9 protein-coding genes are annotated in these 22,427 nt (G+C 66.3%); all 9 read left to right on the plus strand.

The features are described from left to right. Window positions 1–25: 25 nt before the first annotated feature. The 9 genes from LPW11_RS19380 (at window position 26) to LPW11_RS19420 (ending at window position 22,087) form a co-directional block, all read left to right on the plus strand. A complete protein-coding gene (locus tag LPW11_RS19380) occupies window positions 26–700 on the plus strand; it encodes an arylesterase (RefSeq protein ID WP_230995514.1) in 675 nt (224 codons plus the stop codon). 332 nt (window positions 701–1,032) lie between these two features. Further along, window positions 1,033–2,691 carry a PfaD family polyunsaturated fatty acid/polyketide biosynthesis protein gene (locus LPW11_RS19385; RefSeq protein ID WP_331001584.1) on the plus strand — a complete coding sequence of 553 codons (1,659 nt, stop codon included), beginning with the start codon at window positions 1,033–1,035 and terminating at the stop codon, window positions 2,689–2,691. Then, on the plus strand, window positions 2,688–9,653 hold the full coding sequence (locus tag LPW11_RS19390; RefSeq protein ID WP_230995515.1) for a type I polyketide synthase: 6,966 nt from the start codon (window positions 2,688–2,690) through the stop codon (window positions 9,651–9,653). The genes LPW11_RS19385 and LPW11_RS19390 overlap by 4 nt, the downstream gene beginning before the upstream one ends. Window positions 9,654–9,655: 2 nt before the next feature. Beyond that, window positions 9,656–16,633, plus strand: a complete 6,978-nt coding sequence (locus tag LPW11_RS19395) for a polyketide synthase (RefSeq protein WP_230995516.1) — start codon at window positions 9,656–9,658, stop codon at window positions 16,631–16,633. Window positions 16,634–16,688: 55 nt separating this feature from the next. Beyond that, on the plus strand, window positions 16,689–17,732 hold the full coding sequence (locus LPW11_RS19400; RefSeq protein ID WP_230995517.1) for a 3-oxoacyl-ACP synthase III: 1,044 nt from the start codon (window positions 16,689–16,691) through the stop codon (window positions 17,730–17,732). Between the two features lie 113 nt (window positions 17,733–17,845). After that, complete coding sequence (locus LPW11_RS19405; RefSeq protein ID WP_230995518.1) at window positions 17,846–18,757, plus strand: alpha/beta fold hydrolase; 912 nt, start codon at window positions 17,846–17,848, stop codon at window positions 18,755–18,757. Continuing rightward, window positions 18,754–20,391: a fatty acid CoA ligase family protein gene (locus tag LPW11_RS19410; protein ID WP_230995519.1), complete on the plus strand. Its 1,638-nt coding sequence runs from the start codon at window positions 18,754–18,756 to the stop codon at window positions 20,389–20,391. The genes LPW11_RS19405 and LPW11_RS19410 overlap by 4 nt, the downstream gene beginning before the upstream one ends. After that, a complete protein-coding gene (locus LPW11_RS19415; protein WP_230995520.1) occupies window positions 20,388–21,383 on the plus strand; it encodes an NAD-dependent epimerase/dehydratase family protein in 996 nt (331 codons plus the stop codon). The genes LPW11_RS19410 and LPW11_RS19415 overlap by 4 nt, the downstream gene beginning before the upstream one ends. Next, complete coding sequence (locus LPW11_RS19420; protein WP_230995521.1) at window positions 21,380–22,087, plus strand: 4'-phosphopantetheinyl transferase family protein; 708 nt, start codon at window positions 21,380–21,382, stop codon at window positions 22,085–22,087. The genes LPW11_RS19415 and LPW11_RS19420 overlap by 4 nt, the downstream gene beginning before the upstream one ends. Window positions 22,088–22,427: the final 340 nt, after the last annotated feature.

Raw genomic sequence — 22,427 nt, forward strand, 5'->3', positions numbered from 1 at the left:
CCCCGATAGCAAATGGAGGAAAGCCATGGCCCATCTCGCCATACTGGGAGCGATCGCCTCCCTTTTTATATGTGCAGGACTATTGAAGCCGGAGGCGCACGGGGCGACACCGTCTCCAGCGGCAACCCCATCAAGCGAAGGAACCATCGTCGCCCTCGGGGACAGCCTCACCGCAGGCTACGGTGTGAACAAGGAAGAGGCATACCCGGCACAGCTGGAGAAGCGTCTGCATAGCGCAGGGTACCGCTGGCATGTCATCAACGCCGGCATCAGCGGGGAAACAAGCACCGGGGCGCTGGCCCGCCTCGATTCCATCCTCAGGCTTCGCCCCGACATCGTAATCGTGGAGACCGGCGCCAACGACGGGCTGCGCGGCACCAACCCGCAAATCCTGAAGAAAAACCTGGAGCAGATCGTCCAGACCCTGAAGGAGAAGAAGATCACCGTTGTCCTCGCCGGCATGAAGATGTTCAGCTACCTCGGCAAGAACTACACGGAAGCCTTCTACTCGGTGTACAGCGACCTCGCCCGCCATCACGACCTCATCCTGGTCCCCTTCTTCCTGGAGGGGGTGGCAGGTCAGGTTGCCCTGAACCAGGGGGACCGGATCCATCCGTTGCCTCAGGGGTACCGGGTCGTCACCGACACCGTCTATCCCTACGTCGCCCAGGCCATCAAAAGGGCGAAGGTCGAGCACTGATTCCCCCGGCGATCTTTATAGCCACCGCGAATCGGCCTTCGCACCTGCAGGCGAAGGCCCCCCCCTTCCTCGCGGACCCCCGCCAGCTCTCCGTTTACAACGATTAGAATGGGCAAAGAGAGAGTGTCTTACCTTGCCATTTTTAGGATTTTCATGTAAAGTGTCGTGTTTAATCGGGCGGTATCTGCATAGCTTAGCCGAGATCCCCCTTCCAAATCAGCCAAGGGTATTTGGGGAAACCTGCCTCGGCCGGCCCAGCCCCTTGTGTCGCTTCGTCCCCTCTGGCATCGCACTTTCCCAAGATGTATACGCCGGCAACAGGAGATTCCCGTTTGAACCGTCTGTCTACCGACCCGATCGGTCTTCCTGCAACAAATGGTACAGTCGGCTGGTGGCGTCCAGCCGAGACCGCCACATCCGCTGCTGCACTCTCCCTGAAAGAAGCGCTGCGCCAGGTGCGCCACCCGCTCTACCTCGTGCAACAGGACGACGGCCTCGTCCCGCGCGTCGACGGCGCCGTTTTACTGGGCGGTAAAAGCGACGGCGGTGCGCCTGTCGCGGGATACGCACCCCCCTGCCCGATAGAGCAGCTCGGCGACCCCTCCTTCTGCAGGGATCTCGGGCTCGCTCTCCCCTACGTCGGCGGCTCCATGGCCAAGGGGATCGCTTCCGCAGCGATCGCCGAGGAGCTCGGTCGCGCCGGGATGCTCGGCTTCTTCGGTGCCGCGGGTCTTCCCCTCGAGCAGGTCGAGGCCACCGTGGACCGCCTCGCCGCCTCCCTCGGGGATCTTCCCTACGGTTTCAACCTGATTCATTCCCCCCACGACCCGGAGCTTGAGAAGGCCCTCGTGGAGATGTATATACGAAAGGGCGTGCGACTGATCGAGGCTTCAGCCTTTCTCGACCTTACCCTGCCGCTGGTGCGCTTCCGGGTGCATGGCATTTCCCGCCGCCCGGACGGCACGATCTGCACCCCCAATCGCATCATCGCCAAGGTCTCGCGAGAGGAGCTCGGAGCGAAATTCCTCGCCCCTCCGCCGCAGGCGCTTCTCCATGAACTGGTGCAAACCGGGATCATCACGGCAGAGCAGGCGCAGATGGCGGGAGAGATCCCCATGGCGCAGGATGTTACCGCAGAGGCGGACTCCGGCGGCCACACGGACAACCGCCCGGCGATGGCGCTCTTCCCGACAATCCTTTCGCTCGCGCAGCGCATGGAGGAGAAGCACCGCTACCGGCAGAAGCTGCGCGTCGGGCTCGGCGGCGGCATCTCCACGCCGGCCTCGGCCGCCGCAGCGTTTGCCATGGGCGCCGCCTACCTCATGACCGGCTCGGTAAACCAGGCCTGTGTTGAATCCGGCACCTCCGACACGGTGCGCCAGATGCTCGCCGAGACGCGCCAGGCAGATGTCACCATGGCCCCCGCCGCCGACATGTTCGAGATGGGGGTGACCGTACAGGTCCTGAAGCGCGGCACCATGTTCCCCATGCGCGCCGCGAAGCTCTACGAGATCTACCGCAGCTACCGCGGCATAGACGACATCCCCGCCGCCGAGCGGGAGAAGCTGGAAAAGACGCTCTTCCAGGCGTCGCTGGACAAGGTCTGGGACGATACCCGCGCGTTCTTCCTGAAGCGCGACCCGAGCCAGGCGGAGCGCGGCGACCGCGACCCGAAGCACCGCATGGCGCTCGTCTTCCGCTGGTACCTCGGCCAGGCCGCCCACTGGGCAAAAGACGGCGTCCCCGGCCGCCGCATCGACTACCAGGTCTGGTGCGGCCCCGCCATGGGCGCCTTCAACGAGTGGGTCGCCGGTTCCTTCATGGAGCCCGCCGCCGGACGCCACGTCGTTCCGGTGGCGCTGAACATCCTGCACGGCGCCGCCACCATTACCCGCGCAAACATCCTGCGCTGCCAGGGGGTCCCCGTCGACCCCGAGGCACTCAAGCTGGAACCGCTCGAACTCGCACGAATCAAGGAGTACCTTGGGTGAAAAAAACCGACGCAAACCGCCCTTCCGGCACACCCTCCGCCCCGCTCGCCATCATCGGCATCGGCTGCCTCTTTCCCCAGGCCGAGAGCAAGGAGGCGTACTGGGCCAATATAACCGACGGCGTTGACGCCATCAGCGAAATCCCGCAGACCCACTGGCAGCTAAAGGACTACTTCAGCAAGGACCAGAAAAGCCCCGACCGCACCTACGGACACCGCGGCGGCTTCCTCTCGCCGGTCGATTTCAACCCGATGGAGTTCAACATCCCGCCGAACGTGCTGGAGGCGATCGACTCCTCGCAGCTCCTCGGCCTCGTGGCCGCCGGGCAGGCGCTGAAGGACGCGGGATACGGCCCGGAGCGGAGCTACGACAAGAGCCGCGCCAGCGTCATCCTCGGTGTCACCGGAACGCTCGAGCTGGTGATCCCCCTCGGCGCGCGCCTCGGGCACCCGATCTGGCGCTCGGCGCTGAAGGATGCTGGAGTCAGCGACGCCGTCGCCGAAGACGTGGTACAGCGCATCTCCGAGTCGTACGTGCCGTGGCAGGAGAACTCCTTCCCCGGTCTCCTCGGGAACGTGGTCGCCGGGCGCGTCAGCAAGCACTTCGATCTCGGCGGCACGAACTGCGTTGTCGACGCCGCGTGCGCCTCATCCTTCAGCGCGCTCCACCTCGCGGGGATGGAACTCGCCTCGGGGAAAGCCGACATCGTCGTCACCGGCGGGATCGACACCTTCAACGACATCTTCATGTACATGTGCTTCAGCAAGACCCCGGCGCTCTCCCCCTCCGGCGACGCGAAGCCCTTCGACTCTTCCGCCGACGGAACGACTCTCGGCGAGGGTCTCGGCATCGTCGTCCTGAAGAGACTTGAGGATGCGGAGCGCGACGGCGACAGGATCTACGCCGTGATCCGCGGCGTCGGGTCCTCCAGCGACGGGAAGGGGGACGCCATCTACGCCCCGAGTGCCGCCGGGCAGAAGAAGGCGCTTCTCGATGCCTACGAGCGCGCGGGCGTTACTCCCGACACCATCGGTCTCATTGAAGCGCACGGCACCGGCACGAGGGTCGGCGACGGCGTGGAGGTCAATGCGCTGCGCGAGGTGTATGGCGAGACGGACCAGCCGTGGTGCGCCCTCGGCTCCGTAAAGTCGCAGATCGGCCACACGAAGGCTGCGGCAGGCGCCGCCGGCCTCATCAAGGCGGCCCTTGCCCTCTACCACAGGACGATCCCGCCGACCATCAAGGTGCAAAAGCCCCTTCCCGAGGTCAGCGCCGGGCGGACCCCCTTCTATCTTCCGGCAGCGAAGCGCCCCTGGATCGCAAGCTCCACGAGCCCGCGCCGCGCTGCAGTCAGCGCCTTTGGCTTTGGCGGGTCCAATTTCCACGTCGTCCTCGAGGAGTACCTGGGGGCCGACCCCGCCACCGCCTGGGACGGCGACACGCAGATCCTCGCCTTCTCCGGGAGCGACGCATCCGCGATCTCCGGCGCCCTCTCCACGGTACCTGTCGATGGCGCCTGGGGCGCAGTGCGTGCCTTTGCCGCAGCCTCCCGCGCCAGGTTCGACGCCTTCGCCCCCTGCCGCCTGACGCTCGTCGTGGAGCGGAAAGGGACGGATCTCGCAACCCTCGTCGCCAACGCGAAGGCGCTCCTTGCCAAGCAGCCCGCTACCGACTGGAGTACCCCCGACGGCGCCTTCTTCGCCTGCGGCGCGCCGAAAGGGAAAGTGGGGATCCTCTTCCCGGGGCAGGGATCGCAGTACACCGGTATGCTCGCCGATCTCGCCTGCCGGTTCCCGCAGCTTCTCGATACCCTCGATGCCGCCAGTGAAGGGTTCCCCGCCCTCGGCGCCCTTATCTACCCTCCCTCCCCCTTCGATCCGCAGACGCGCGCTCAGCAGGAAGAGGCGCTGCGCGCCACCAGTGCTGCCCAGCCCGCCATCGGCGCCACCAGTCTCGGTGCGCTGAAGGTGCTGCGCTCCTTCGGGATGGAGCCTGACGCCGTCGCCGGACACAGCTTCGGCGAGCTCACCGCTCTTTGCGCCGCAGGGTGCTTCGATGAAGAGGCGCTGCACGCCCTCTCGCGGCTGCGCGGCACCCTCATGGGGGAAGGGAGCGGCGACAAGGGGGGGATGCTTGCAGTCTCGGCCCCGGTCGAACTGGTCCAGGACCTCCTGATGAGGGAAAAGCTCGATCTGGTCATCGCCAACCGCAACGCCCCAACCCAGTCCGTCCTCTCCGGGAGCACGAAGGAGATCGACCGCGCCGGCGAAGTCTTCGGCAAGGCGGGGGTGACCTGCAAGAAACTCCCGGTCTCCGCTGCGTTCCACAGCCTTCTCGTCGCCGATGCCGCCGCACCTTTCCTGGTGGCGCTGGAGAAGATCGCCTTCCAGCCCGCGAAGGTGCCGGTGTACGCCAACACCACCGCCGCGCTCTACCCGAGCGAGCCGGGAGCCGCGAAAGCCCTTCTCGCCGCCCAGCTTGCCAAGCCGGTGCAGTTCGTGGCCCAGATCGAGGCGATGTATGCAGCCGGCGTGCGCACCTTCCTCGAAGTCGGACCCGGCGCGCGCCTCACCGGGCTCGTGCAGTCGATCCTCGGGAAGAGGCCGCACCTGGCGCTCGCCGTCGACGCCTCCGCGGGGAGACGCGCCGGGATCGCCGATCTCGCGCGCACCATCGGCCAGCTCGCCGCTCACGGCTACACCGTCAAGCTCTCCCGCTGGGATGCAGGTTTCGTCGCGCCGGAGACGGGGAAGAAGCCGCTTCTCACCATTCCCCTTTCCGGAGCGAACTATGTGAAGCCCCGTGCCAAGAGGGAACCGGTTCACCCTACGGTTCATGCTCCTGCCGCACCGGCGGCGCAGGCTGCGGTTTCCGCTCCGGCGCCGGCGGCGCCCGTTGCGACTGTCGCCGCCGCGCCCGCGCCTTCTCCGGTTCCGCAGGCGCAGTATGTCGCCGCACCGGCAGCTCCGGCGCTGCAGGCGACGCGCGAAGCACTTTCCCTGCTGCAGAAGATGCAAGAAGAGACCGCCCGCCTGCACCGACTCTTCCTCGAGGGGCAGGAGACCGCTGCCCGCAATTTCCAGGCGCTTCTCGAGCAGCAACAGCGCTTCGCTATCCCCTCAGCTCAAATATCTTCCGCCGTTACATACCAAGCGGCCCCGGCGCCGACCGTCGTAGCTGCGCCTGCCGTTCCGGTCTCCCTTTCCGTCGCGCCGCCTCCATCTGCGCCTCCGGTCCAGGCTCCTCCGGTCGCAGCCGCACCCGCACCGGCTCCTCTTGCAGCACCCCCTGCCGCAAGCGATCAGACAGTTAAAGTTCTCCTTGAGGTAGTGAGCGAGAAAACCGGATATCCCATCGAGATGCTGGAGCTCGACATGGGGATGGATGCCGACCTCGGCATCGACTCCATAAAGCGTGTGGAGATCCTCTCCGCCCTGCACGAGCGTCTTCCCGGCGCACCGGTGATCGGGCCGGAGCATCTCGGCGCGCTGAACACCCTAGGGGAAATAGCGGCGCACCTCTCTGCCGGCGCACCTGCAGCTGCAGCCGTTTCGCAGGCGGCGAGCGCTGCACCGGCTCCTGCCGTCGACAACGGCGCGGTGACAGAGGCCCTCCTTTCCGTGGTGAGCGAGAAGACTGGCTACCCTAGCGAGATGCTGGAGCTCGACATGGGTCTCGACTCCGACCTCGGCATCGATTCCATCAAGCGCGTGGAGATCCTCTCCGCCCTGCAGGAGCGCCTCCCGAATGCCCCGACCATCGGGCCCGAGCACCTCGGGACGCTGCACACGCTGCGGGAGATCGTCGGCTATCTCGCCGGCCCGGGAGCGGCGCAGGCCGCTTCGACTGCGGTGCCCGCCGCTGCCGCACTGTCGAGTGTCCCAGCCGCGCCTGCACTGCCGCATGCGCACGTTACCGACACGCTTCTTTCCGTCGTGAGCGAAAAGACGGGCTATCCCACGGAGATGCTGGCGCTCGACATGTCGCTCGACGCGGACCTGGGGATCGACTCCATAAAGAGGGTGGAGATCCTCTCCTCCCTCCAGGAACGCCTCCCGCAGGCTCCGGCCGTCGGTCCGGAACACCTCGGGGTTTTGAGCACGCTCGGCGAGATCGCGGATTATCTCTGCGCAGGTGCATCCTCCGCGGTGCAAAGGTCGAACCCCGCCGCCATTGCGCCGGTTGCGGCCGCGGCACCTACGGCGCCGTCTGCGTCCCTTGATGCGGCTGCGCTGGCTGCAACCCTTCTCTCTGTCGTGAGCGAGAAGACGGGGTATCCCTCAGAGATGCTGGCGCTGGACATGGCTCTGGACGCGGATCTCGGCATCGACTCCATAAAGCGCGTGGAGATCCTCTCCACTCTGCAGGAGACCCTTCCCGGCGCCCCCGCCATAGGACCGGAGCACCTTGGGGAGTTGAGAACGCTCGGGGATATCGTCGGGCACCTTTCCGGCGGCGCCGCAGCACCGCCCGTGGCCGCCGCAGAAAGTGCGGCTGCGGCACCGGAGGCTCCTGCCGAAGTCGAGGCGTCCCCCGCAGTCACCGAGGAGGTCGTCCCGGCGCCCGTTTTCGCCGCCGATTCGGTCCTCCCGGTAGAAAGAAGCAGCGCCGTCGTTGTCCCGCTCGAACTCACCCCGGCCGCATCCTCCATTGCTACCCACGGGGAGTGCTGGGTCACTGATGACGGCTCCCCCTTCAGCGCGGAACTCTGCACTGCCCTCTCCGCCACCGGCCTCACCGTGCGTCACGTGAACCCGAATGATGCGCCCCCCTCGGCCGGAGCCGGGGAGTTGCGCACCCTCGTTATCTGCGCACCCGCAGCCGGGACCGATGACCATTTCCTCGAAAGCGCCTTTCTCCTGCTGCAAAACGCAGCAGGCGCCCTGAACCAGGCAGCACCGCACGGCGGCGCACGCTGCGTGACCATCTCGCGGCTGGACGGCTCTTTCGGCTTTGCCGAGGGTAGCACGGTCGTCGATCCCCTCTCCGGCGGACTGGCAGGGCTCCTGAAAACCGCAGCCCGCGAATGGCCGCAGGTCTCCTGCAAGGCGATCGACCTCGGTACCTTCCCCGATGCCGCCGAGGCCGCCAGGGGGGCAGCAGCCGAAGTCCTGCGCGACGGACCCGTCGAGGTAGGCATAAGCGCCGCCGGTCGTGTAGGACTTTCCCTCGCTTCGCTTCCGCCGGCACCCTCCGCAACAGAGCCTCCCCTGCAGGAAGGTGACGTCGTCGTCATCACCGGCGGCGGGCGCGGCGTGACCGCGGAGACTGCGGTAGCGCTCGCCAGAAGCTACAAGGCGCGTCTCGTTCTTCTCGGGCGCACCCCGGAGCCCCTCCCGGAGCCGGTATGGCTCTCGAGCCTTCGCGAGGAAGCCGAGATGAAGCGCGCCATCATGGCCAACACCCCCGGGAAGATGCACCCGCGCGAGATCGAGGAAAAATACCGCTCCGTTATGGCCGGTCGCGAGCTCCGCTCCACCTTCTCCCGCATCATTGCCGCCGGGGGGAGCGTCCTGTACCGTGCCGTCGACATCCGTGACGCCGCAGCGGTCGAGGCTACCATCGCAGAGATCAGGACCTCCCACGGACCGGTGCGCGGCGTCGTCCACGGGGCAGGCGTCCTTGCCGACCGCCTTATTGTCGACAAGACCCGGGAGCAGTTCGCACAGGTCTACCGCACGAAGGTCGACGGGCTGCGTGCGCTGCTGGCCGCCACCAGCGAAGACGATCTCCGCTTCATTGCCCTCTTCTCCTCCAGCACCGGGCGCTTTGGCCGCATAGGCCAGGTCGATTACGCGGTTGCCAACGAAGTGCTGAACAAGCTCGCCCAGGCCGAGGCGCGCCGCCGTCCCGGATGCCGCTGCGTGAGCTTCAACTGGGGGCCGTGGGATGGCGGAATGGTAAGCGCACCGCTCAAAAAGGTCTTCGCCTCCGAGGGGATCGGACTTATCGATCTCGCCGCCGGCGGGGAATTCCTGGTGCGCGAAGTCGCCGCCGCCGGCGCTCCGGTGGAGATCGTTGCCCTGGCGACCGCCTCACCGGCAGTTGCCAAGCGCCCCGCAAAGGCAGAAAGTACGCTGGAGGAGGCCTTTACCCTCACCCTCTCCGTGGAAAATTACCCCTTCCTGCGCTCCCACGTCATGGACGGGAAAGCCGTTCTTCCTATGGCGGTGATCGCCGAGTGGCTGGCCCACGGCGCGATGCACCGCACCCCCGGGCTGCGCCTGCACGGCTTCAACGACCTGCGCATCTGCAAAGGGGTCACCTTCGACGAGTCGACCCCCTTCGAGCTCCAGGTTCTCGCGGGGCGCTCCACGAAGCGCGATTCGTTCCACCTCGTCCCGGTCGAGCTGTGCAGCACCGGCAAGAACGGGCGCACGGTTCTTCACGCCCGTGCCGAGATCGTTCTTGCGGCGAGGCTTCCGGAAGGGATCCGCTCGATCACCGAGATGCCCGCTACCCCCTACGCTCCCCATGGCGGCCTCATCTACAACCCCGAGCGCCTCTTCCACGGCCCGGACCTGCACGGCATCGAGCAGGTCGACGGCTGCTCCGGGACAGGGATAGCAGCCGCGGTGAAGGGTGCTCCCTCTCCTTCACAATGGATCAAGCAGCCGCTGCGCAGCAACTGGCTCACCGACCCGCTCGTCGTCGACTGCGCCTTCCAGCTCATGATCCTCTGGAGCTTCCAGCGCTTCGGCCATGCCTCCCTCCCCTGCTTCGCCGGCCGCTACCGCCAGTTCCAGGAGTCCTTCCCGAAGGAGGGGGCGCAGGTCGTTATCCGGGTTACCTCGGAGAGCAACCGCACCGCCTGCGCGGACATCGAGTTCCTCGACCGCAGCACCGGAAAGCTCATCGCGCGCCTCGAGGACTACGAGTGCGTCATCGATCCTGCCTTGGAAAAGGCCTTCCAGCGTAACCGCCTCACCACCGCGGGCTCCGCACAGTTGGGGGCAGCTTGAGCATGCAGCAACGCGGTTCCGTAGCAATCGTAGGTATAGGCGGGATCTTCCCCGATGCTCCCGACCTCGACTCCTTCTGGGAAAATATCCGCCTCGCCAAAAGCGCCTCCCGCGAGGTGGCTCCCGGCAAATGGCGGGTCCCCGTAGACAGCGTCTTCAGCGATGAAAAGGGCGCGCCGGACAAGGTCTATTCCCGGCGCGCCTGCCTCATCGACGCGCTCCCCCCCTCTTCCGAGCTCAAAGGGCTGGCGCTAGACCCGGCGCTCCTGGATGGGCTCGATCCCCTGTTCCACCTGCTCCTCCATGCCGGAAACCGCGCCTTCCACGATGCGGTCCACTCCCCCGTCGATCGCTCACGGGTCGGCGTCATCATCGGCAATCTGGCGCTCCCTACCGAGTCGTCCGCGCTCTTGGCCCGCGACTTTCTGGGGCGCTCCTTCCAGGAGAAGCTCCTCGGGCGCTCCACGCCGAGACAGAGTAAAAACGCGCTGAACCGCTACGTCGCCGGCCTTCCCGCCGGCCTCCTCGCACACGCCCTTGGGCTTGGTGGTGGGAGCTATACCCTCGACGCCGCCTGTGCATCGTCCCTCTACGCCATCAAGCTTGCGGTGGACGAGCTCCTCTCCGGGCGCGCCGATGCCATGCTCACAGGCGGCGTTTCCCGTCCCGACCCGCTCTACACCCAGATGGGCTTCTCGCAGCTGCGCGCCCTGTCGCGCCGCGGCATCTGCTCCCCCTTTGACGCGGCCGGCGACGGCCTTGTCGTGGGCGAAGGGGCAGGGCTCTTCCTCCTGAAGCGTACCGAGGACGCCGTCGCCCACGGCGACCGCATCTACGGCGTGATCCGCGGCATAGGGCTCTCCAACGACGTCGGGGGAAGCCTCCTCGCCCCCATTTCCGAGGGGCAGCTGCGGGCCATGCGCGGCGCGTACGCGCAGGCAGGGTGGCAGCCGCAGGACGTCGATCTGGTGGAGTGCCACGCAGCCGGCACCCAGGTCGGCGATGCCACCGAATTCGGCAGCCTCCAGTCCCTCTGGAACGGCGCCTCTCCGGCCGGCGAGCGCTGCGTCATCGGGTCTGTTAAGTCCAACATCGGGCATCTCCTCACCGCGGCGGGTGCCGCAGCTCTCACCAAGGTGCTTCTTGCCATGGGAAAAGAGACCCTCCCCCCCACCGCCAACTTCAGCGTCCCTCCCGCCGCCATTGCGCTTCAGGAAAGCCCCTTCCAGGTGCTCAAATCGGAGCGTCCCTGGCAGCGCCGCAACTCCGGCACGCCACGCCGCGCCGCAGTCAGCGCGTTCGGTTTCGGCGGCATAAATGCCCACTTGCTCGTCGAGGAGTACCTGCCGCAGGAAAGCTCCGCAGCTGTCCCGGTCCGCTCAGCCAAACCGTGTGACGTGGCGATCGTTGGCCTCGATGCGCGCTTCGGCTCTCACCACTCCCTCCGCGAATTCCAGGAGCGGGTGCTTGGTGGGGGCGAGGTAAAGCCGGCTCACCCCGCCGACTGGTGGGGCGCACAGGAAAGCGCCTGGTTCAGAGAAGAAGGATTGAAGGAAGGGGGCTGCCGCGGGCACTTCGTCGATGAGGTGACGGTCGCCGCCGACGAGTTCCGCATTGCCCCCCGCGAGATGGAGGAAATGCTCCCCCAGCAGCTCCTGATGCTCGAAAGTGCTGCCGCGGCGATGGCGGATGCCGGCCTCGGGCGCGAGAAGAAGCTGAAGTGCGGGGTTTTCGTCGGCATCGCCCTCGATCTCAACAGCACCAATTTCTCGCTCCGCTGGACCCTTCCGGAAGAGGCGCAGGGGTGGGCCGAGGATCTCGGACTGCACCTCTCTGCAGAGGAAATGAAGGCGTGGACGGCAAACCTGCAGGACACCCTCTCCCCTCCCCTTACCGCGAACCGGACCATGGGAGCGCTCGGCAGCATCGTCGCGAGCCGCATCGCCCGCGAATTCCGCATGGGGGGGCCGAGCTTTACCCTCTCCAACGATGAAGGCTCCGGGATCCGGGCGCTGGAGAGTGCCGTGCGCATGCTCCAGGCGGGGGAGCTCGACCGTGCCCTTGTCGGCGCCGTCGATCTTGCGGGAGACGTGCGCGCTCTCCTCGGGCACCACGAAATCCGTCCCCTCTCCGCTTCCGGCACGGCACGTCCCTTTGACGAGCAGGCCAATGGGAGCATCGCCGGTGAAGGCGCCGCGGCTCTCGTTTTGAAGAGACTGGAGGACGCGCAGGCAGACGGCGACCGCATCTATGCAGTCGTCAAGGGAATCGGCTCCGCTGGTGGAAAAGTCCTTCTCCCCGGCGAGGAGGCCTACGCCCACGCGCTCGAGCGGGCCTACCGCGACGCCCAGGTCGACCCTGCCACCGTGTCGCTGGTCGAGGCCCACGGCAGCGGAAATCTCGATGAGGACCGCATGGAGGCGAAGGCGCTGGCCCGCTTCTATGGCGGATCCCCCGCGGCGAGAAGCTGCGCCGTCAGCAGCGTCAAGGGATTGATCGGTCACAGCGGCGCCGCTTGCGGTCTCACCTCGCTGGTGCGCGGCGCCCTCGCGCTCTACCAGGAGATCATCCCCCCTACCCCTGTTGAGACCCCAGTGGCAGAGCTTTCCGGCGAGGGCCCGCTGTACCTGCCGCGCACCCCGCGCTACTGGCTCAGAAACCGCGCCGACGGCCCCCGTCGCGCCGGCGTCAGCGTCTTCGGGATCGACGGCTCCTGCAGCCACGTGGTACTCGAAGGGTGCGACGAGAAACGCCGCGAACTCGAAGTCTCCGCTCCGGCTGGGCGCGGGACGGAGGCACTCTTCACCGTCACCGGCGATACGGAGGCGGAGGTCGTCTCTGCGCTTGGAAGGCTGCGAAGCTTTGCACGGGAGGAGGCGCATGCCGACCTTACCACCCTGGCGGCGAAGTGGCACCGGGAGAACGGGGCGAAGGAGCAGATGAAGGCGGCAGGTCTCGTGGCGCGCAACCGCGAGGAGCTCGAAGCCCTTCTGGACCAGGGGGAGCGCCTCGTCGCGGCAGGGGGGGAGCTCGACAACAGCTTCTGCCACCCATCCCTGCGCGACCGTGTCTTCTACTCCGCGCGCCCTATCGGAAGGGACGGCAAGGTCGCCTTCGTCTTTCCCGGCTCCGGAAATCACTTCCCCGGCATGGGGCTCGATATCTCGGCGCGCTGGCCCGAGGTCTTCCGTCGCCAGGACGCGGAGAACCTGTACCTTGCACGTCAGTTCCAGGCGGCAAAGTTCTGGAACGGCGCCACTACGGCCGAGCTGAACGAGGACCACCAGGCGGTGATCTTTGGACAGGTCGCCACCGGGTGCGTCTACAGCGACCTTATGGCGACCTTCGGGGTGCGCCCTGAGGCGGTCATCGGCTACAGCCTCGGTGAATCTGCCGGGCTCTTCGCCACCCGTACCTGGCGTGACCGCGACGCGATGCTCGCCCGCATGGAGCATTCGACCCTCTTCACCAGAGACCTCGCCGGCGAATGCCGCGCCGCCCAGCGCGCCTGGGGGGCGGAGGGGAAAGAGGTTGAGTGGAGTATCGGTGTAGTCGACGTGACGGTGCGCGAGGTGCGCCGCGCTCTGCGCACGACCTCGCAGGTGTACCTCCTGATCGTGAACACCCCCGAGGAGTGCGTCATCGGCGGGAACGCCAAATGGGTAAAGCACCTCGTGGCGATGCTCGGCTGCCGCTTCTTCCCGCTGGAAGGGGTCACCACCGTGCACTGCGAAGTCGCGCAGCAGGTGGCACGTGCCTACCGGGATCTGCACCTCTTCCCGACAACCCCGCCAGCCGACATCACCTTTTACAGCGGTGCACGCGGAGGGCGCTACGACGTCAGCCGCGACAGTGCGGCAGATTCCATACTGGCACAGGCTGTCGGCACCATCGACTTCCCGCGGCTGGTACGCGCAGCGTACCAGGACGGCGTGCGCCACTTCGTGGAGATGGGACCGGGCGGCTCCTGCAGCAGGATGATCGGCAGGATTCTGCGCGACCAGCCGCACTGCGCCCGCTCCGTGAGCCTTCCGGGCGTTGACGGGAACTCCGCGCTTTTGCGCCTTCTCGCCCAGCTCGTTGCCGAGAGGGTGCCGGTGGATCTTGAGCCCCTCTTTGCCGACCGGCGCCCGGCACCGGTCGCCGTGAGCGAAGAGAAGCCGCGACTGCTGGTAAAGGTCGCTACCGGCGGCGGTGCGTTCTCTCCCGAGCTCCCCGGCCGCGCTTCCGCCCCTCGTGAGGCACGCGCGCAGCAGGCCGCTGAAGCTGTGCCCGTCGCTGCAGCGCCTGCCGTGCGAGAGGTTCAGCAGCCAGTTCCCCTTGCTGCAGCTGCGAAGAGTCCTGCTGAGATACTCACCCCCTCCCCTTCCGTCCCCCGCAACGAAGCGGTGAGTGTGGTCGCAGCGACGTCCCCTGCCGTGGCGCCTGCTGCACCGGCACCGGCACCGGTAGTGTCCTCTGCGGTCGATCTTCTCTTCTCCGGCTTTGCGGCTGCACAAGAGGCGCGGATGCAGGCCCATGCGGCCTATCTTTCCTTTGCGGACACCCTCGCGCGCTGCACGGAGGCGCTCGCAGCGGGATTCCCCGCCGCAGCGGAGCCGGCAGTCTCGACAGCGCCCGCGCCGCAGGCGCCTCGCGAGTGCGCCTACGACCGCGCCATGTGCCTTGAGTTCGCCATCGGCTCCGTCTCCCGTATGCTCGGCCCCGAATTTGCCGAGGTCGACAGCTACCCCACCCGGGTACGCCTCCCCGATGAGCCGCTTATGCTGGTGGACCGGATCGTCTCCGTCGAGGGAGAGCCGCGCTCCATGACGCGCGGCAAGGTCGTCACCGAGCACGACATCCACCCCGGCGCCTGGTACCTGGACGGCGGGCGCATCCCCACCTGCATCGCGGTGGAGGCGGGACAGGCTGACCTCTTCCTCTCCGGCTACCTCGGTATCGACTTCATCACCAAGGGGCTCGCGGTGTACCGCCTCCTCGACGCGGTGGTGACCTTCCACCGTGAGCTGCCGCGCCCGGGGGAGACGATCCGCTACGACATCCACATCGAGCGTTTCTTCCGCCAGGGGGACACCTACCTCTTCCGCTTTCATTTCGAGGCAACGGTGGACGGCGCCCCCCTCCTCTCCATGCGCGACGGTTGCGCCGGCTTCTTCTCGGAGGCGGAACTCGCCGCCGGTAAAGGAATCGTGCACGGCGCCATCGATCTGCGCCCGCGCACCGGGAAGCTCCCGGCGGACTGGACCGAGCTCGTGGCGATGCAGCAGAAGGAGAGCTACTCCTTCGAGCAGCTGGAGAGCCTGAGAAAAGGCGACCTCGCCGGCTGCTTCGGGCCGCTCTTCGCCCCTCTGCCGCTGCAGCGCCCCCTCACCATCCCGTCCGGACGGATGCAGCTCGTGCACCGGGTTATGGAACTGGTCCCTAGGGGGGGACGCTACCAGCTCGGCTACATTAGGGCGGAGGCTGACATTCACCCGGACGACTGGTTCCTGACCTGCCACTTCGTGGACGACAAGGTCATGCCGGGAACGCTCATGTACGAGTGCTGCCTGCACACGCTGCGTATCTTCCTGCTGCGCATGGGATGGGTCTCCGAGACGGACGGTTGCGCGTGGGTACCGGTCCCCGGCGTGGCGAGCAGGCTCTGCTGCCGCGGCCAGGTGCTGGAAACGACCCGCGTCGTCGCCTACGAGGTGAACGTGCGGGAGCTCGGCTACGGGCCGGAGCCGTACGCAATTGTCGATGCTCTCATGTACGCCGACGGCAGGCCGATCGTGGAGATCACCAGCATGTCCGTGCGCCTGAGCGGCAGCAACAGGGAGATCCTCACCGACCTCTGGCGCGGCAAAGGGGGAGCCGCCATCGCGACGAATGTCCCCCCTGCGGAACCGCACGGCTTCAAGCCTGCGCTCTACACGAAGGAGCAGATCCTCGCCTACAGCAACGGCAAGCCGAGCGAAGGATTCGGCGACCGCTACCGGATCTTCGACTCCGGCAGGAAGATCGCACGCCTCCCCGGTCCCCCGTTCCAGTTCATGGACCGAGTCACCTCCGTCACCGGCGAGCCGTGGCAGATGGTCGCCGGCGCGAAGGTGGAGAGCCAATACCTGGTCCCGGCGGATGCCTGGTACTTCGCTGCGGACCGGCAGCCTCTCATGCCCTTTGCCGTCCTTCTCGAGGCCGCCCTGCAGCCGTGCGGCTGGCTCGCCGCCTACGTCGGCTCGGCCCTGACCTCCCCCACCGACATCTCCTTCAGGAATCTCGGGGGGAACGCGGTGCAGCATCGGCGGGTGACGCCGCACTCCGGCATCCTCACCGCCTATGCGACGATGACCAAGGTCGCCACCAGCGGCGGCATGATCATTCAGGAGTTCACGCTGCGCGTGGAGGACCGCGACGGTGTGGTCTACGACGGGGAGACGATGTTCGGCTTCTTCTCGAAGGATGCCCTCGCCAACCAGGTCGGCATACGCGATGCCGCCCACTATCAGCCGTCCGCGCAGGAGCTGGAGAGGGGGGAAAGCCTCCCCTACCCCGCCGCGCCCCCCTTCCCCGACACCCAGCTGCGCATGATCGACACGGTGGAGCTCTTCATCGCTGACGGCGGCCCGAAGGAGCTGGGGTACCTGAGGGGAACGAAGCAGGTAAATCCGGAGGAGTGGTTCTTCAAGGCGCACTTCTACGAGGACCCGGTCACCCCCGGTTCGCTCGGGCTCGAATCATTCCTCCAGCTCGTGAGGCTCGCAGCGGTGAAGCGCTGGGGATGGCAGGAAGGAGTCAATGTCGCGCTTGCTCTCGGCAGCCGCCACCGCTGGGTCTACCGCGGCCAGGTCGTACCGACGAACGGAAAGGTCACGGTTGAGGCGGTCATCACCGCCGTCGATGACGTCAACAGGATCATCGTCGCCGACGGCCTCCTCTCGGTGGACGGTCGACCGATCTACCAGATGAAGGACTTCGCAGTGCAGGCAGGGTAAACGCCGTCGGGACCGTCCACCGCTTACGCGATGCGCGGTGGAGATGAGGTAAGACATGAAATACTCAAAAGTGTATATCGACGCCCTGGGCTTCGAGCTCGCTCCGGTGGTGGTCAGCTCCTCCGAGCTGGAGGCGCGCCTGGAGCCGCTGTACCGCACCCTCCACATGGCGCCGGGGCAGTTGCAGGCACTCACCGGGATCCGCGAGCGGCGCTGGTGGGGGGAAGGGTATCCACTCTCGCGCGGCGCGATTGCGGCAGGGAAGAAGGCGCTCCGTGCAGCGGGCGTGGATGCGAGCGATATCGGCGCCCTTATCTACGCCGGGGTGTGCCGGGAGCAGTTCGAGCCAGCCACGGCGTGCCGTGTCGCCGACGGCCTCGGGGTGGGAGGAAATGCCGCCATCTTCGACCTTTCCAACGCGTGCATCGGGGTTCTGAACGGGATTCTGGAGGTGGCAAACCGCATCGAGCTCGGGCAGATCCGGGCCGGACTCGTCGTCTCCTGCGAGAGCGCCCGGGAGATCAACGAGATCACCATCTCCCGGATGCTCGAATCGTGCAGCATGCCGAATTTCGCCACCTCCCTGGCGACCCTCACCGGCGGATCCGGAGCGGTCGCCGTCCTTCTCACCGACGGCTCATTCTCCTCGGAAAAGAGGCGACGGCTGCGCGGCGGCGTGACCGTGGCGGCGCCGCAGCACCATGCGCTTTGCCTGTGGGGAATGACCCCGGACGGGAACGGCGGTTACCAGCAGACCATGAGCACCGACGCGGTGAACGTCATGAATTTCGGCGTGGAGCTCGGACAGCGTACCTGGCAGGCGTTCCTGCCGGAGGTCGGCTGGAGCGTGGAGGAGGTCGACCGCGTGATATGCCACCAGGTCGGCTCGGCGCACCAGACCTCCATCCTGAAGACGCTCGACATTCCGCTGGAGAAGGATTTCACCACCTACGAGTTCCTGGGAAACATTGGGACCGTCTCCCTCCCCATCACGGCGGCGCTCGCCGATGAGCGCGAGGTTCTTGCCCCGGGCGACAAGGTGGCGTTTCTCGGGATCGGGAGCGGGTTGAATTGCCTCATGCTCGGGGTTGACTGGTAGCATTCCAGCGCCTTCACATGCCGGAAACGCTTCGCTTATTCCGGCCTACATTCCGGCCTACAGTACTTGACCACATTCCCGGGTTCGGGAAGAAAGAAGACAGATCCGACTGCATGAGCTTTGACATCAGGAAATACTACCCCTTCACCGGGCGCACCCTCGACCTTGGGGGCCTCTCCTACCACTACCTCGATGAAGGCCAGGGGCACCCTGTCGTCATGGTGCACGGCAACCCGTCCTGGTCGCTGTACTACCGCAACCTGGTCCTCGCCCTGCGCGATCAATATCGCTGCATCGTACCCGACCACATCGGCTGCGGCTTTTCCGACAAGCCCGGCGACGATGCCTACGACTACACGCTGCCGCGGCGGGTCGACGACCTGGAGCGGCTGATCGACCACCTTGGTCTCTCGGAGCCAATCACTCTCGTCCTGCACGACTGGGGTGGGATGATCGGGATGGCCTACGCCGCGCGCCACCCCGAGGGGATCGCCAGGATCGTCCTCCTCAACACCGGAGCCTTCCCCCTTCCGAAGGAGAAGAAATTCCCGCTGGGGCTCAAGATCTGCCGCGACACGCTCCTGGGAACGCTTCTGGTGCGCGGTTTCAACGCCTTCAGCGTCGGTGCATCGATCGTCGGCTGCAAGAAAAACCCCATGCCGGCCGAGCTGCGCGCGGCATACCAGTACCCGTACGATTCCTGGCAAAACCGCATCGCCACCCTGCGGTTTGTGCAGGACATCCCGCTGAAGGCGGGGGACCGCAACTTCGACCTGATAAACGAGGTGGCGGCAAATCTGGAAAAGTTCCGCGACCTGCCGGTGGCGATCTTCTGGGGAGAGCTCGACTTCGTCTTCGACCGCCACTTCCTCGCCGAGTGGGAGAGGCGCTTCCCGGGGGCCGAGGTGCACCGCTATCCGGACGCCGGGCACTATGTCCTCGAGGACATGAAGGAGGAGGTCGTTCCACTTATCTCCTCTTTCCTCGCCCGTACCGACCTGGCAAAGGTGAAGATGCAGCCATGACAGGAACGAGCAGAGTAAACATAGCCGCCCACCTCCCGGAGATGGCCCGCCTGCAGCCCGAGACGCCGGCCATCATCTTCCTGAAGGAAAACAGGACCCTGAGCTTCAGGGAGCTGGACCGGCTGAGCGACCGCATCGCGCACGCACTGGTCGGCCACGGCATTGGCCGCGGTGTGCGCACCGTCCTGATGGTGACACCCGGCCCCGATCTCTTCGCCCTCACCTTCGCCCTCTTCAAGGCCGGCGCCGTCCCCGTTCTCATCGATCCCGGAATCGGGGTGAAACATCTGAAGACCTGTATAGCCGAGGCCCAGCCCGCTGCCTTCATCGGCATCCCGAAGGCGCACGCGGCCCGCGCCCTCTTCGGGTGGGGGAAGGAAAGTCTGCAGTCGTTCGTCACCGTGGGGCGCCGCATCTTCTGGAAGGGTGAGACGCTCGCCGAGCTCATCGAGGGGACGCCAGACGCACCGTTCGAGCTCGCACCGACGCAGCACGACGAGAGCGCCGCTATTCTCTTTACCAGCGGCAGCACCGGGTGCCCCAAAGGGGCCGTCTACAGCCACGGCAACTTTGCCGCCCAGGTGGAGGCGCTGCGCGACATCTACGACATCAAGCCGGGCGAGATCGACCTCCCCACCTTCCCCCTCTTTGCCCTCTTCGCACCGGCGCTCGGCATGACCGCGGTGATCCCGGAGATGGACTTCACCCGTCCCGGCTCCGTCCATCCTCCCAACATCATCGGCGCGATCCAGAAGCACGGCGTCACCACCATGTTCGGCTCCCCCGCGCTGATAAACCGCGTCGGGCGCTACGGCGCGGAGCACGGCATAAAGCTCCCGACGCTGCGCCGCGTCATCTGCGCCGGCGCGCCGGTCCCCGCACCTGTGTTGGAGCGCTTCCGCTCCCTCTTGCCGGAGGAGGGAGAGATTTTCACCCCCTACGGCGCGACTGAGGCGCTTCCGGTCTGCTCCATAGGCAGCCGCGAGATCCTCGGCTCCACCCGCGCCATTACGGAGGCCGGGGGGGGCGTCTGCGTCGGGAAAGCGGTTCCGGGAGTGCGCCTCGAGGTCATCGAGATCAGCGACGAGCCGATCAACGTGTGGGACGATTCGCTGAAGGTTCCGGTCGGACAGATCGGGGAGATCGTGGTCCAAGGGGCGCAGGTCACCAGGAACTACTTCAACCGCCCGGACTCGAACCTCGCCTCCAAGATCGTCGATCTCGAGGGTGGCGGGTTCCTGCACCGCATGGGAGATCTCGGAGGGCGCGACGAGGACGGCCGCGTCTGGTTCTGCGGCCGCAAATCGCACCGGGTGGAGACGCGCGCCGGGACTCTCTTCACCATTCCGTGCGAGGCGGTCTTCAACACCCATCCGATGGTCTTTCGCACTGCTCTTGTGGGGATCGGACCGAAGGGGGAACAGCGTCCCGTCCTGTGCGTCGAACTGGAGAAAGGGGTGCAGGCGGAACGGAAGGTGCTGGAGCAGGAGCTTCTGGCCATCGCAAAGGAGCACATCCACACCCACGCCATCGAGACGATACTCTTTCACCCGGCGTTTCCGGTCGACATCCGGCACAACGCGAAGATTTTCCGCGAGAAGCTCGCGGTGTGGGCTGCGAGGAGGGTAAGGTGAAAGCGCTTGTGACCGGTGGTGGCGGATTTCTGGGAAACGCGATTGTGCGGCAGCTCGTTGCCCGCGGCGACGCGGTGCGCTCCTTTTCCCGCGGCGACTACCCCGAGCTCGCCACGATCGGCGCCGAGCAGGTGCGCGGAGACATCTCCGACGCCGATGCTGTCGCCCGCGCCGCCCGTGGCTGCGACGTCGTCTTTCACGTCGCGGCGAAAGCCGGCATTTGGGGAGAGTTTGACGAATACTACCGCGCCAACGTCACCGGGACCGAAAATGTCGTCGCCGCCTGCAAAAAGGAAGGAATCGGGCGCCTCGTCTACACCAGCTCGCCGAGCGTCGTCTTCGACGGCACCGATGTCGAGGGCGGAAACGAGTCCCTCCCCTACCCCGCCACCTTCAAGGCGCCGTACCCTCATACCAAGGCGCTCGCAGAGCAGCTGGTGCTGAGTTCACGCTCGGCGGAGCTGGCCGTGGTGGCGCTGAGGCCGCATCTTATCTGGGGACCGGGTGACAACCACCTGGTTCCGCGCATCGTCGCGAAGGGACGCGCAGGAAAGCTGCGCCGCATCGGGAACCGCCCCTGCCTCGTCGACACCGTCTACGTCGACAACGCCGCCAGCGCCCATCTCCTTGCCGCAGACCGCCTCGCCCCCGGCTCCGCCGTGGACGGCAAGGCGTATTTCATAACCAATGACGAGCCGATCCCCCTCTGGGAGATGGTGAACCGTATTCTTGCAGCTGCACGGGTAGAGCCCGTGAAGCGCACGATCTCCCCCGGGTTTGCTTCCCTGGCCGGGAAGGTGTGTGAGGGGATCTGGCGGACCTTTAATGTGGCAGGGGAGCCTCCCATGACCCGCTTTGTGGCGAGTGAGCTCTCCACCGCACACTGGTTCGACATCTCCGCCGCCCGGCGCGACTTCGGCTATGTGCCCGAGGTCTCGCTGGAAGAAGGCTTGCAGCGTCTCCAGGAGTGGCTCTCGGGAGCCGGCCGGTGAAAAGTGCGCCGCCGGAGCCTGGAGCGGTCCACCTCTGGCGGGGAAACCTTGCAGCGGACGCCTCCGCCATTGCCACCTTCCGTCAACACCTTTCCCCAGACGAAGATCTCCGCGCCGCCCGGCTGATAGATCAGGAGAAGAGGAGGCGCTTCATTGCCGGGAGAGGGATCGTGCGGGAGGTGCTTTCCAGCTACCTCGGCATCCACCCGCGCTCTCTGCGCCTGGACGTGACTGCCCACGGAAAACCCTTCCTGTCTGACGCCGCCACCGATCTTCGTTTCAACACCTCCCACTCAGGAGACCTTATACTCACCGCCGTCACTACCGGGCGGGAGGTCGGGGTCGATCTGGAGCTGGTCCGCCAGGACCTGGATTTCGCTCCAATGGCACGGAGCTTTTTCTCCGCCTCCGAGCAACGCGACCTTTTCACCCTCCCCCCCAGTGAACAGCTCGACGCCTTCTACCGCTGCTGGACCCGCAAGGAAGCCTACCTCAAAGGGACCGGCAGCGGGTTTTCGCAGCGCTGCGATCTTTTCGATGTCACCCTTTTGCCCGGCTTCCCCGCGGCTCTGGTCTCGCATCGCACGGCCCCGGAGGAAGCCTCCACATGGCGCCTTGCCGACCTCTCCGTCCCACCCGGCTACTGCGCCGCACTCGCTGTAGAGGGTGAGATAGCAGAAGTCCGCTCTTTCACCCACTCCTGAGACTCGCAGGAATCCCGCTCGACAGATGCCCCCCCTTTTCCTGTAGTATCCAGACCCTCACATATCATTGGTATCTTGCGACACATTCCCTTCTTCAACTCGTAGCCGTAAAAAGCAAATCCCCCCTGTCCCCACTTCGCGAAGGTTCATCTGGGAATTCCGGGAATTCACCCCGGTCGCTTCCGTTGACGTGAGGGGACACTAGTGGCGCCGCGCTGGAGCACAGGCTTCCCAGCCTGTACCGCGGCGCCAGCCGCGCGGTCTGTGGCGGCTGCGCCGCCATCGCAGGCAAGATGCCTACGCTCCAGCGTGGGGGCACCCGGATTCTTTGTAGCGCGTT

The sequence above is a fragment of the Geomonas sp. RF6 genome (assembly GCF_021044625.1).
Lineage (GTDB): Bacteria > Desulfobacterota > Desulfuromonadia > Geobacterales > Geobacteraceae > RF6.